Source organism: Janthinobacterium sp. PC23-8, assembly GCF_002250505.1.
In the GTDB taxonomy this organism is placed as follows: domain Bacteria; phylum Pseudomonadota; class Gammaproteobacteria; order Burkholderiales; family Burkholderiaceae_D; genus Janthinobacterium.
On record NZ_NJGY01000001.1, the window covers coordinates 757,767 to 770,492 of the forward strand.

The 12,726-nt window shown below is 63.3% G+C and carries 14 protein-coding genes; 6 read left to right on the forward strand and 8 right to left on the reverse strand.

From position 1 onward, the window contains the following. Positions 1-7 precede the first annotated feature (7 nt). Together CD932_RS03380 and CD932_RS03385 are read right to left on the reverse strand one after the other, a co-directional pair. Complete coding sequence (locus tag CD932_RS03380; protein ID WP_094441398.1) at positions 8-1,894, reverse strand: chemotaxis protein CheA; 1,887 nt, start codon at positions 1,892-1,894, stop codon at positions 8-10. Next, entirely contained in the window at positions 1,894-2,739 is an 846-nt protein-coding gene (locus tag CD932_RS03385; protein WP_094441399.1) for a protein phosphatase CheZ, read from the reverse strand. Before CD932_RS03385 ends, CD932_RS03380 begins: the two co-directional genes overlap by 1 nt. A 454-nt stretch (positions 2,740-3,193) precedes the next feature. On the opposite strand from CD932_RS03385, the gene CD932_RS03390 reads away from it, so the two are divergent. The 6 genes from CD932_RS03390 (at position 3,194) to CD932_RS03415 (ending at position 7,594) form a co-directional block, all read left to right on the forward strand. Then, a complete protein-coding gene (locus CD932_RS03390) occupies positions 3,194-3,661 on the forward strand; it encodes a universal stress protein (RefSeq protein WP_094441400.1) in 468 nt (155 codons plus the stop codon). Between the two features lie 102 nt (positions 3,662-3,763). Then, positions 3,764-4,408, forward strand: coding sequence for a response regulator transcription factor (locus CD932_RS03395; protein WP_070221113.1), 645 nt, complete (start codon positions 3,764-3,766; stop codon positions 4,406-4,408). A 326-nt stretch (positions 4,409-4,734) separates the two neighbouring features. Continuing rightward, on the forward strand, positions 4,735-5,541 hold the full coding sequence (locus CD932_RS03400; RefSeq protein ID WP_094443427.1) for a Crp/Fnr family transcriptional regulator: 807 nt from the start codon (positions 4,735-4,737) through the stop codon (positions 5,539-5,541). 164 nt (positions 5,542-5,705) lie between these two features. Continuing rightward, positions 5,706-5,903, forward strand: a complete 198-nt coding sequence (gene hemP, locus CD932_RS03405; protein WP_094441401.1) for a hemin uptake protein HemP — start codon at positions 5,706-5,708, stop codon at positions 5,901-5,903. Positions 5,904-5,999: 96 nt separating this feature from the next. After that, the gene (locus CD932_RS03410) at positions 6,000-6,320 is read left to right on the forward strand and encodes a hypothetical protein (RefSeq protein WP_094441402.1); all 321 of its coding nucleotides are present in this window, start codon (positions 6,000-6,002) and stop codon (positions 6,318-6,320) included. Positions 6,321-6,361: 41 nt separating this feature from the next. Then, positions 6,362-7,594 carry a DUF2325 domain-containing protein gene (locus CD932_RS03415; protein WP_094441403.1) on the forward strand — a complete coding sequence of 411 codons (1,233 nt, stop codon included), beginning with the start codon at positions 6,362-6,364 and terminating at the stop codon, positions 7,592-7,594. A 5-nt stretch (positions 7,595-7,599) separates the two neighbouring features. Here CD932_RS03415 and CD932_RS03420 read toward each other — a convergent pair whose 3' ends face one another. From CD932_RS03420 to CD932_RS03445, 6 genes are read right to left on the reverse strand one after another with little or no spacing between them, the layout of a single operon-like run. After that, positions 7,600-8,151 (reverse strand): glutathione peroxidase, encoded by a 552-nt coding sequence (locus CD932_RS03420; RefSeq protein WP_094441404.1) that lies wholly within the window; start codon positions 8,149-8,151, stop codon positions 7,600-7,602. A gap of 41 nt (positions 8,152-8,192) precedes the next feature. After that, positions 8,193-9,557, reverse strand: coding sequence for a sulfite reductase subunit alpha (locus tag CD932_RS03425; RefSeq protein WP_094441405.1), 1,365 nt, complete (start codon positions 9,555-9,557; stop codon positions 8,193-8,195). 7 nt (positions 9,558-9,564) lie between these two features. Beyond that, a complete protein-coding gene (locus CD932_RS03430; protein ID WP_094443428.1) occupies positions 9,565-10,587 on the reverse strand; it encodes an FAD:protein FMN transferase in 1,023 nt (340 codons plus the stop codon). A 3-nt stretch (positions 10,588-10,590) separates the two neighbouring features. Then, positions 10,591-11,415 (reverse strand): DUF4198 domain-containing protein, encoded by an 825-nt coding sequence (locus CD932_RS03435; RefSeq protein ID WP_094441406.1) that lies wholly within the window; start codon positions 11,413-11,415, stop codon positions 10,591-10,593. A gap of 12 nt (positions 11,416-11,427) precedes the next feature. Continuing rightward, positions 11,428-11,943 (reverse strand): DUF2271 domain-containing protein, encoded by a 516-nt coding sequence (locus tag CD932_RS03440; RefSeq protein WP_094441407.1) that lies wholly within the window; start codon positions 11,941-11,943, stop codon positions 11,428-11,430. A gap of 27 nt (positions 11,944-11,970) precedes the next feature. Then, positions 11,971-12,615 (reverse strand): PepSY-associated TM helix domain-containing protein, encoded by a 645-nt coding sequence (locus CD932_RS03445; protein ID WP_094441408.1) that lies wholly within the window; start codon positions 12,613-12,615, stop codon positions 11,971-11,973. Between the last annotated feature and the right edge of the window lie 111 nt (positions 12,616-12,726).

Consider the following 12,726-nt stretch of genomic DNA (forward strand, 5'->3'; position numbering starts at 1 on the left):
CAAACGGTCAGGCCGCCATGCGCACGCTGCCGCGGCAGCCGTCCATCAGGAAGGACAGGCCCACCACCAGCACCAGTTCGCCTTCAGCCGAACGGGCGGTACCCGTGATGCCTTCGACGGTGATGGCCGTCATCGGCTTGATCACCAGATCGGCCGTGCCATCGACGGCCGCCACCGCCAGGATATACGGCTGCGGCGCGGCGACCACAATGCCGACCCGCTCGCTGCAAGGCTCGTAGCCGAGCGAGCCGGCCAGCGAACGCACCGGCAACGGACGGCCCTGGTCTTTCAGTACCGGCGCACCGCCCACTTCCATGAACGTTTCCGGCAACTCGACCACGCGCTGCACCACCGCCATCGGCAGCGCCAGCGCGGCGCCCGAGGTCGATACCAGCATGGTCGGCACGATCGACAGCTCGATTGGCAGGCGGATGGCAAATTTCGTGCCCTTGCCCAGCGACGACTCGATATGGATGGCGCCACGGTTTTTTTCCACCGCCGTCTTGACCACGTCCATGCCGACGCCGCGGCCCGACACGCTGGAGGCGACTTCCTTGGTCGAGAAACCCGGCAGGAAGACCAGCTGGAAACACTCGTCGTTGCTCAGTTGCGCGTTTTCGCTGATCAGGCCTTTTTGCTGCGCCTTGCTGCGCAGGAAAGCCGGGTCCATGCCCTTGCCATCGTCCTGCAGCACAATCATCACGCTGTTCGCTTCCTGCCAGGCCTTCAGGGAAATATAGGATTTGGCAGGCTTGCCGGCGGCCAGCCGGTCTTCGGGCGATTCGACGCCATGGTCAAGCGAGTTGCGCAGCATGTGCACCAGCGGATCGTACAGGCTGTCGACCACCACGCGGTCCACTTCCGTTTCCGCGCCTTCGATGGTCAGTTCCACATCCTTGCCCAGGTCCTTGGCCAGTTCGCGCACCAGGCGCGGGAATTTCTGGAACAGGCGTCCCACCGGCTGCATGCGCGTGGCCAAGGTCGCCCTTTGCAGCTCGGTCGAGTAGCGCGAGGCGCGCTCCAGGGTTTCCGCCAGGGTCGCCATCAGGGTGGCGGCCTGGCCTTCGAATTTGAACTGCAGCAAGCGCTCCAGCAACACGGCAGCCTGATTGGCGGCCTGCACCGATTCGCCGGCCACTTCCAGCAAGGCGTCGAGCTTGACGGCGTCGACACGGATACTGTCTTCCTTGACCGGCGCGGCATGGCGCATCTCCGGGCGCTCTTCGCGCACCACACTGTCGACGGCCCTGGCGGCAGGCTTGGCGGCGGCGACCGGTGCAGCCGCAACGGCAGCGGCGACAGGCGCAGGCGCGCCAGCCGAAGTTGCGACGACAGCAAGCTGGCTGCCGGCCGGCACCACGGCGTTATACAGGGCGGTCCAGTCGAGGCCATCGGCGCCGATCACTGCAGCGGCCGCAGGCGCAGCGGCGACGGGAACTGCCGCCACGGCCGCTTCAACAACCACCGCAGGCGCCGGCACAGGCACGGAGACGGCGGGCGCATCCATGCTCTTGCCCTCGATGGCGTTGGTCAGGATCACTTCCAGCTCTTCCGGCATGGCCGGCAGGCTTTCCGGTGCGGCGCCATTGGCCAGCTCCGTCAACTGGTCGGCCACGAAGCCGGACGCCTGCAGCGCCGCCTCAATGGCGATCGGCGTGACCGGGGCGGCGCCCGTGCGCAGCGCGTCGAACAGGTTTTCCGTCAGATGGCAGGCCGCCACCAGCGCAGGCAGGCCCATGAAACCGGCGCCGCCCTTGATGGTGTGAAAAGAACGAAACACCGCATTCAGTGTTTCCTTGTTGTCCGGATCGCGTTCGAGACGCAGCAAGTGCTCTTCAACATTCACCGCAAGATCCATCGCCTCAACGACGAAATCCTTGAGCATATCGTCCATTAGAATCCCAAATCGGCAAGAAGGTCGTCGACATTATCCTGGTCCAGCGCCACCGACGGCACGGAAGGTCCTTGCATCAACGGCGCTTCGTGCTTCTGCGCGAGTTTCTCGCGTACTTCGGCAGGGGCGTTGTCGCGCAGCAACTGCGCCAGCTCATTTTCCACCGTCTTGGTGATAATCACCACTTTCTTGATCAGCTGGCCAGTAATGTCCTGGAAGTCCTGGGCCATCATGATTTCCAGCAGGCGGGCTTTTTCTGCCTCGGTCGCTTCCGTCACGGCCTGCGCGAACTGGCGCGAGTCGCCGGCCAGGGCCTTGAATTCATTGAGGCTGAGCTTGCCGTCGAACAGTGCCGTCCAGCGGCTGTCCATGTCCTTGGCCTTTTTCGACAGCACGTCCTGCGCCGGCATGCCTTCATCGAGCGTATTGAGAACCTTGTTGGCGGCCTGCTCGGTCAGGGTGGCGACGTATTCGAGGCGGTCCTGGGCATCGACGATCTGCGACGACGCTTCCGTCAGCGCCTTGTCGTAGCCCAGTTCGCGCAGCGAGTCGTGCAGCAGGCGCACGATGCCGCCCAGGCGTTCGAACATCGGCTTGTCGGCCTGGTCGACCGGCTCGGCGCCGCCAGCGGCTGGCGCGGCAGGCGCCGCTGGTGCAGCGGCTGGCGCTGGCGCGGCCGGCGCTGGCGCTGCGCTGGTCGATACCGCGTCGAACAGGGCGTCGAAATCGTCATCCGCCATGTCCGCCGATGGCGCCGGGGGTGCGGGCGCAGCCTTGGGCGCCTCGGTGCGTTGAGAAGATACTTCATCGAATAAGGCGTCAAAATCATCAGCGGCGTTGGTCATATCCCTGCTTCTCCATAATTTGTCAAAATTCCGCCTGAACTGTGCGTTTTACAGACTGATACCCACAATTTCTCGATTAAGATGATTTGAGGCAATACCGCTGCGATGGTGCGAGTGTAGCAGGGCGCCGGCCTGTTGGTAAATCTCAAAACGCGCTTCCCGCCGCAAAGCGGGCATACAATCCCTTTTCCATATGAAAATATCTGTGTCAGGTGTTGTATTTGGAAATATACCATTGGCGCGCAGGCAAGAACATCAATCGGGCGAGAAAACCTTGCCTTCAACCACCTTGCGCCACACCGTCAGCGTCAAATGACTGCTTTTCCGCCAATCTTGTCTATACTAAAGCTGCACAACTATTGATAAATATCAAGTCTTTACATGAATACAATCATGCCACCCGCCCTACAATGAGGCAGGCTGCGCGCAGCGGTTCATTTAAGAAGGAGCTGTCATGTATAAGAAAATTCTGATCACCACCGACGGTTCCGCCGTTTCCAACCTGACCGCCTGCGCCGGCGTCGCCTTCGCCGACCAGATGCACGCCGACATACTCGCGCTGTATGTGGCGCCCGAATACCAGTACCCCGTCTATATCGAAATCATTCCTCCCAGCTATCCCAGCGAAGAGGAATACCGCATCGCCATGCGCAAGGCCGGCAGCGGCCACTGGCAACCCATCCTCGACGAGGCCGCCAGGCGGGGCCTGGAGGCGACAGGCCTGACGGCATTTTCCGACAGCCCCGCGCTGAAGATCGTCGAAGTGGCGCAGATCCAGCATTGCGACCTGATCTTCATGGGTTCGCACGGCCGCAGCGGCTGGGGCCAGTTGCTGCTGGGCAGCGTCACCAACAAGGTGCTGTCGCACTCGACTTTGCCGGTACTGGTGCACCGGCTGATCAAGGAACCACCATCGCAATAGACCATCCGGTCGGCAAATGCTGGCGCCGCGGACTTTTTCGGCTAAAATGACAACCTTTTCTGTTTCATAACAATTTTCCGACGACCCAACCTACCGCTCCCTATGATACGTATTGTGATTGCCGACGACCACACCATCATGCGCGAAGGCCTGAAGCGCATACTCGACGGCGCGCCCGATATCGACATCGTCGGCGAAGCCATCGACGGCTTCGAAGTGCTGAACCAGGTGCGCCAGGGCGGCTTCGACCTGCTGCTGCTCGACCTGTCGATGCCGGGGCGCAGCGGAGTCGACCTGATCCGCCAGATCCGCAGCGAAGCGCCCAAGCTGGCCATCCTGATCCTCACCATGCATGAAGAAGAGCAATACGCCGTGCGCGCCATCCGCGCTGGCGCGCAAGGCTACCTGACCAAGGAAAGCGCCGGCACCCAGCTGGTCGGCGCAATCCACAAAGTGGCCTCGGGGCGCCCGTATATCAGCGCCGAAGTGGCCGAGCAACTCGTGCTCAACATCATGATGCCGAACGAAAGCCTGCTGCACAAGCAATTGTCGGACCGCGAATTCGAAGTGTTCTCGCTGCTGGTGGCCGGCAAGTCGATCACGGAAATCGCCAACAACCTGCACCTGAGCGTCAAGACCGTCAGCACGCACAAGACGCGCATCATGCAAAAAATGGGCATGAGTTCGCTTTCAGAAATGGTGCAATACGCCGTCGCCCACCGCCTGCTGTCGCCGTTCAAGACCTGAAGCAGCGCGCCGCGCGCGGGTGCATCACAGTAGGAACAATCCTACCCCTCTCTCCTTAGCTCCTACTGCCATATTCAGCCTCGACTGATATGAATTCCATACGCGTGTTGGCATACTGAAACCAGTCATCAAGTTGCTGGAAGTTATTTCATCACCAAGCAAGTTTCAGCGCTTCAAGCACTAACCGCCAGGACCATGCCGCTACATGGCGCAGTCCCTGAGCATTTCGTTATTCAATATGATCGACCTGCCACCAGGAGATGAACATGCTGTCCACGCAAACGTCAGAAACCCGTGCCGCCTCGCCCATGCCGCCAGCAACTTCCATGGAAGCGGGCCGCCAGCGCCAGGGTCGGCTGTGGTCGAACCTGAAGGAGGTCTGCGATCTGCTGCATATTTCCACCGCCTGCACCGTCGCCGCCGACGAACTGCTGTTCCAGCACGTGCAGTTCAAGACTGGCCAGCGCATCCACACCATCGGCCAGCCCTTCGACACCCTGTATATCGTCAACTCGGGTTTCCTGAAAACCGTGCTGATCGACGAGTTCGGCAATGAACAGGTGCTCAGTTTCCCCATGAAAGGCGACATGCTCGGCGTCGACGGCATCCACACCCGCCATTACTCGTCGGAAGCGGTGGCGCTGTCCGACTGCGACCTGATCTTGCTGCCGTTCAAAAAACTCACGGCCCTGGGCCGCGTCCACCTGGAACTGGAAAACGTCATGTACGGCGTGATGAGCCGCGAGCTGGTGCGCGAACAGGCGATGATCGGCATGCTGGGGGCGCTCTCCGCCGAAGCGCGCGTGGCCCGCTTTCTCGTCTCGCTGGCCGAGCGCTTCGCCCAGATGGGTTATTCAAGCAAGCTGTTCAACCTGCGCATGACGCGTCATGAAATCGGCAGCTACCTGGGCCTGACACTGGAAACGGTCAGCCGTACCTTGTCGGCCTTCAATGAAATCGGCCTGATCTCGGTGGACCAGCGCACCATCGGCATCAAGGATCCGGAAGCGCTGAAAACCCTGCGCCGCCTGCCGCCGTCGCGCTCGCGCGCCAAGCAACTGGCCGCAGCCAAGCTCAAGGCCGAGGCCGCCAGCGTCGCCGCCCTCGACACACCGCAATTGCTGGCCGTTTAATTCATTTCGCACAGGCTTGACCCGGCCGGAGAATGCGCTCCTGCCGGGTCTTTTTTCATCCGCAAAAAAGCACCTTTTTTGCGTAAATAAGGCTTGCATTTCGGGTCACATTCAACAATAATGCAAATACGAATCATTCTCAAGTAAGACAAGGAAAGCCACCCATGCACAGCTCAAAACCAGCCATGATCCAGGATGCCGCCACCGCCCATGTTCGCCAGCCCGTCAGCATGGCGCAGCCGGCCCGCCGCATCACCAGCGAAGCGCTGCTGCAGCAGGGCCGCGAAGTCGAAATCGAACACAGCGGCAAGATTTACCGCCTGCGCGTTACGCAACTGAACAAACTGATCCTCACCGCCTGAGCCAGCCGCAGCCGGCCCGCCCGTCTTCCCTTTTCCGCAAGCCAGTTGCGCGCTCCCGGCGTGCCCGCCAGCGACACTACCGCACAGGAGCGTTTGATGGCGAACGACCGTATCGACACGATGTTGGCGATCCATGAGCAACAGCCCGAGCTGATGCTGTCCAACGTGCTGCACCTGATGTCGCACTACCATGCCGACGCGGCATGTCCGAAACTGGCGTCGGTGATCGAGCGCCACCTGCGGGTGCTGTCCAGCCTGCCAGGCCTGGCGCCGGTGCTGCGGGCCACCTGTCAGCAGTTGTCGCAGCAGTGGGCGTCGATGGTCGAGATCAACCTGCCCAAGCCGTCCAGGGCGACCTTGCTCGAACGCCTGGACCGCCTGGTCAACCCCAGACAGCACCTGCCGCTGGCGCAATAAGCGCCGCCCTGCTCCTCACTCCAGCCCTACAGGAAACCGCCATGTGTGACAAAGACACCTCATTGCCCGTCATCAGCAACTGTTGCGCCGCCGAGGCCGATGCAGCCGCACTCACTTCGCGCCGCCGGCGCCTGTGGGAGCTGTCGCATACCTGCCATTGCCCGCTGGTCGGCGTCGGTTTGCCGCTCGGTTACTTGCGCAAACTCGTCGGCAAGATGACGGGGGGCCGCGTGCTGGCCGACGACTACGAGGTGCATGTGGGCGCGGTGACCGAATGCGGCGCGCGCAACCGCCTGTCCGAAGCGCTGCAAAAGGAACTGGAACGCCGCTACGCCCCTGTGATCCTGCGTTTTCGCGGCGCCAAAACGAAGGAACAAGTGGCGCAACTGTGGCGCGCGGCGGTGGCCAACGGCGACGTTTCCGGCGCCTTCTGGGCCGGCCTGACCCATCCGCGCTGCAATGCCGAACTGGAAGAGCAGATGTGCCGCGACCTGCACATGATCCAGCACCAGGCCGGCGCCTGCGTGCGCGCCGACATGGGAAAATTGTCCACCTTGCAGGAAGAAAATGCACGGCTGGCGCAGGAACTGTCCAAGCTACAACAACGCAGCCAGGCCATGCTGCAGGAAAAAACGGGCGAACTGGAACGCCAGGAAGCGCTGCTGCTGCGCACGCGCGCCGAGTCCATCGGCAAGGACAGCGTGATCGACGGCTTGCGGGCCGAGCTGGCGCAGTTGCAATCGGCCATCCCCGCGCTCGAGTCACGCACCCGGCTGGCCCTTCGGCTGGCGCAAATGGATGAGCGCGAAAAAGAATTGCGGCTGCAAATCACGGCATTGAAGCAGGCCCAGGAACGACCTGTCGCGGCCGCGCCACCGCCGCCGGCACCCAAGCTGGAAGCGCCCAGCGGCGGCAAGCTGAAAATGCCGATCCGCCTGGTCGACCAGAGCGTGCTGTGCGTCGGTGGGCGCAGCGGCAACGTCGCCACCTACCGCGCGCTGATCGAACGGGTCGGCGCCCAGTTCGCCCACCATGATGGCGGCCTGGAAGACAATGCCAACCTGCTCGATTCGAGCCTGGCGGCGGCCGACCTGGTGATATGCCAGACCGGCTGCATCAGCCACAGCGCCTATTGGCGCGTGAAGGATTACTGCAAGCGCACCGGCAAGCGTTGCGTGTTCATCGACAACCCCAGCATTTCCAGCCTGGCGCGCGGCTTGCAGGAAGTGAGCAGCGAGCTGGAACCGGTCGGCCAGCACGCCAGGCAGGACTGATCAACTCAGGCGCGCAGTTCGCGCGCGATGGCGTCCGCAAGGATGGCGTCGTCCGGCGTGGTGTCGGGTGCGTAGCGCCCCACCACCTTGCCATCCTTGCTGATCAAAAACTTTTCGAAATTCCACAGCACATCCTCGGGCTTGTCTTGCGTGATGCCGTAACCGGCCAGTCTGGCGCGAAAGTCGCTGCCCGGCTTTTCCTGCGCGCGCGGCTGGGCGGCAACCAGTTGCCGGTACAGCGGATGCTGGTCCGGCCCCTTGACGACGATTTTTTCGAACATCGGGAAACGCACGCTGAACTTGCTGGTGCAAAAGTCGGCGATCTCTTCGTTGCTGCCCGGCTCCTGCGCGCCGAATTCATTGGCGGGAAAGCCCAGCACCACCAGGCCCTCGGCCTGTTTTTCCTCGTAGAGTTTTTCCAGGCCTTCGTATTGCGGTGTCAGGCCGCAGGCCGAAGCCACGTTGACCACCAGCAGCACCTTGCCACGGTAGGCGGCCAGGCTGGTCGCATCGCCATTGATCAGGTTGATGGAAATCGTCTCGATAGTGTCGCTCATGCTGTCCTCCTCGGTTGAAACAACGATAATAGCGTGCCGCGTCAATACACGTCGCGGCGGTAGCGCCCCTCTTGCGCCAGCGCATCGAGACCCGGGCGGCCCAGCATCTCTTCGAGCGCCTGGTCGACGCCGCCGGCCATGCCGGCCAGGCTGCCGCAAATATAGAGGGCCGCGCCCTGCGCCAGCCACTGCCGCACTTCATCGGCATTGCCGCGCAGGCGGTCCTGCACATACAGGCGCTGTTCCTGGTCACGCGAAAACACCAGGTCCAGGCGCGGCAGCTCGCCGCTGGCATGCCAGCGTTGCAGTTCTTCCAGGTAATGCGCGTCGTGGGCCGCGTTGCGCTCGCCGAAGATCAGCCAGTTGCGCCGCTGGCCCGCCAGCACCCGGCTTTTCAGGTGGCCGCGCAGGCCGGCGATGCCGCTGCCGTTGCCGATCAAAATCAAGGGCCGTTCGGCATTGTCTTCCAGGCGGAAACGCCGATGCTGGCGCACGCGCAGCTGCACCAGTTCACCTGGCTGCACTGCCTGCGTCAGCCAGCCGGAAGCGACGCCCAGGCTGCCGTCGGAATGGCTGTGCTGGCGCACCAGCAAGTGCACGCGGCCGTCCTGCGGTATCGAGGCGATCGAATACTCGCGCGGCGTCGATCGGTCGGCCGGCGCGGCCAGCTGCACCAGGTCGCCCGACTGCCAGTCCGGCAAAACGCCGCTGGCGGGCGCCAGTTCCACGTGATAGATGGGGCCGCCGGCGCTGCCGGGATTGAGCAGACGCCGCGCCATCAAGCGCCAGTCGTCGAACGCGGGCGCGCTCCAGTCGGGTGCATCGCTGGTACCTGCCAGGTGGCTCAGTTGCTGGAACCATGCGGCAATGGCGGCGCTGGCGCTGCGGTCGACCTCGATACGCTCGAACAGGCTCGCTGCGCCCTGCCCGGCCAGCCAGGCATCGAACGCGCGGCCGAAGCCGCAGAACTGGCGGTAGCCGCGGTCGCCCAGGGCCAGCACGCCGTAATGCAGTTGCTGCAGCGCCAGTTCGCCCGTCATCAGCCGACCGCTAAAGGCGGCGGCGTTGTCGGGCGCATCGCCCTCGCCGTAGGTGCTGAGCAAAAACAGCGCCCGTTCGGCCTGCCGCAGCTCCTGCGCCGTCAGTTCATCCAGGGCGCACACGCGCACGGCGACGCCGGCCAGTTGCAGATGGTACGCCGTCTGCGTGGCCAGCTCTTCGGCGTTGCCGGTCTGGCTGGCATACGCCACCAGCCAGGCCGGACTGCCGCCCGGCGCGGCCCCGGGGGCAGCGGCGGCGCGGCGTTTGGCGCGCGCGCGCAGCCAGGGCGCCAGGCAAACGCCGGCATAACTGAGAGACAGGCCGGCCAGCAGCAACAGCCGCGTCGTATCGTGGGTAAACATCATGGAGTCGTCAATCGACGAGCAACGCCAGCAAGGCGCTGCTCAGGTATTCTTGATAAGCCTGGCCGTCGCGCCGCACGAAGCGCGCCGCCAGGCCCTGTTGTTCGGCCAGCACCATGCCGGCCTCGCTACCGAGCACGGTCAGGGCGGTGGACCAGGCGTCGGCCGCCATGCACTGCGCATGCACCACCGTGACGGAGGCGAGCTGGTTGTTGATCGGCATGCCGCTGCGCGGATCGATGGTATGGGCGTAACGCACGCTGCCATCGTGGAAGAAGCGGCGGTAGTCGCCCGAGGTGGCGACCGACAGGCCATGCAGCGCCAGCATCATTTGTGCCGGATGCAAGGCGGCGTCGGCGTCATCGACCTGCTCGAGCATCACCCACCACGGCTGGCCGTCGCTCTTGCAGCCGGCGCCGCGCAGTTCGCCGCCGACTTCCACCAGATAATGTTCGACGCCCTGGCTGTCGAGGTAGCGCGCCAGCCGGTCCACCGCATAGCCCTTGGCAACGGAGGACAGATCGAGCTGCACGCTGCCGCTCTGGCGCACGCGGCGCGTGGCCACATCGAACTCGATGCGGCGATCTTGCGACAATAATTGCCGCACGCTTGCCGCATCGGGCGCCCGAAAGCCGGGCTGGTCATGGCGATTCCCGGCACCAAACCCCCAGGCATTGACCAGGGCGCCGGCGCACGGGTCGTACGCGCCGGCGCTGGCCTGCGACACCTGCAGCGCAAAATCGAGCACCTCGCCAAAGGCGGCCGGCAGTTGCTGCCAGCTGCCAGGCGCGGCGCGGTTGAAACGGCCCAGGTCGGAGTCCGCCTGCCAGTGGCTCATCTGCGCCACCACCAGGTCCAGCTGCTGTTGTAAGCCTTGCCGCAAGTCGGCGCTGCCGGCGCGGCCCGGCATGGCGCTGTCAACCAGGCGCACCGACCAGCTGGTGCCCATGGTCAAGCCATGCAGATCCCGGATCGCGGCGCCTGGCGGCGGCGTGCGATCATCGAGGTGCAGCGGCAGCAGTACCCGGCGCACCATTTACTGCGGCAACACTTCCACGGTGGCCGCATAGGTCATGCGGCGCTCGGGCATGGCTGGCGGCTGGCCGGCCACCGGTGGCGTGGCCGCTGGCCAGCTGCTGTTGACGTAGTACATGCCGGCGGCCGGCAGCGTGAACGTGATTTCGCCCCTGGCGTCGGTGCTCTGGCGGATTTCGCCGAGCACGCCACGGTAGCGCACGCCACCCGGTACCAGACTGAAAGCCTGGTTGGCAGCGGGTTTACCGTCGATCAGGAAGCGCCAGGTGGCTTTTTCGCCGGTGCGCAGGTCGTTCGGATGCGTCACGGGCACCAGTTCCAGGCCCACGCCGGTCGGCTTGAACACGTCCATGCTGGTTTCGCCATTGCTGAAAAACGTTTCCAGGCGGCTAGCGGTGCGCGTGACCTTGACGTCCTGCGCGTCGGCCGGCAGGTCTTTCTTGAAGCTTTCCTCGTTGCCACGGAAACGCTTCTGCTCGCCGTTGACCTTGTAGCTGGCCATCACGTTTTGCGACACGATGGCCGCCTTGTATGTGCCCGGTTTTTCCATCTTGACGTCGAACACGCTGCGCAGGCGGCCCATGATGGCGTTCGCCGGCGCCACGATCGCGCCGCCAGGACCGCTGACGACCAGGGCGTCGAGACGCAGCGGCTGGTGGTCGATCTCGAACAGGCCTTCGGAGATGGCGGCGTCCACCGTCACCCAGGCGTCCTTGCTTTCCACCATCGTGCTCGACGGCACCATCCAGCCACGGTGGGCGTGGGCGTTCAGGGCCAGGCCGGCCAGGGCCAGGGCGATCAGCGGTTTGTTCAATTGCTTCAACATGATGGGAGCGCCTTAAGGTTTGAGTTGGACGACGACGTTGCCGAGTTCTTCCTTGCCTTTGGCAGGAACGGACAGGGCCGACTTCGGCGGCCACTGGAAGGGCACGCGCACCAGTTCGCGGCCGCCGGCTTCGCGCGCCGCTTCCACCACCAACTGGTATTCACCGGCCGGCAGCTTGTCGAGCACGGCTTTCGAGCCTGGGAAAGTCAGGTTGTGTTCGCCTGGAGCACGCGTGGCGCCGCTCACGCCATCGACCGGCATGGCCAGGTCGCGGCCGCTCTTGCGCCACCACGAACGCATGTCCTTGAGCCACTTCTCGCCCGCCTTGTCCTTCTTCTTCACGTCGTACAGCACGGCCAGGTTGCTCACCACTTTCTGGTCAGCCGATTCCAGCCAGGCGGCCACGTAAGGACGATGGTATTCCGCCACATTCAGTTGCGGGATTTCAAGCTTGAGGGCCAGGTCGGCCGCCATCGCCGAGGTGCCGATCAGGGGAAGACCGAGCGCAAGGGAGTAGCGTAATTTCATGGTGTGCCTGTCAAAGTAAAAAATACATCAGTGGATAAACAGCAGCGCGATCGCGCAAGGAATCAGGATACCGAGACCGACCATCGGCCAGGTGAACGGCCGGTTGGCCGCATGAAATTTCAGTATCAACAGCCCGGTCAGGCAAAACACGATGCACAGCCCGGCAAAAATATCGATGAACCAGAACCAGGCCACGCCCGTGTTGCGGCCCTTGTGCACATCGTTGAGCCAGGAGATCCAGCCACGGTCGGTCAATTCGTATTCGGCGGCGCCGTCTTCGAGGCCGATGCGCACCCAGGCGTCGCCGCCGGCCCTGGGCATCGGCAAGTAGACTTCCTCGTGACTCCATTCCGCCGGGCGACCGTCCGCATACACCGACCACTGCTGTTTCAGCCAGCGCTCGGCCGCTTGCGGCAGGGGCGCATTGGCGCCGTCATGCTTGGCGGCATAGGCGGCCAGTTCCGTGACCAGCGGCGCCGGCAGTTGTGCTTTCTGGCGCGAAATGACGGGTTTGGCTTCGATCTGGCTGGCGTGGTTGAGGGTCAGGCCGGTGATGGCGAACAGGAACATGCCCAGCAGGCACAAGGCCGAGCTGATCCAGTGCCATTGATGTAGTTGCTTTAACCACACAGCGCGGCTGGCGTTGCTGCGCGACACGTCAGCTTGCTTCATTCACATCCTTCATTAGGGGCAGACCACAGACATTATCTGATTAATGATAATGATTATCATTTATTAAGTCAATATACTATAGGCACAAGGACAACAACGTTTTGTAACAAT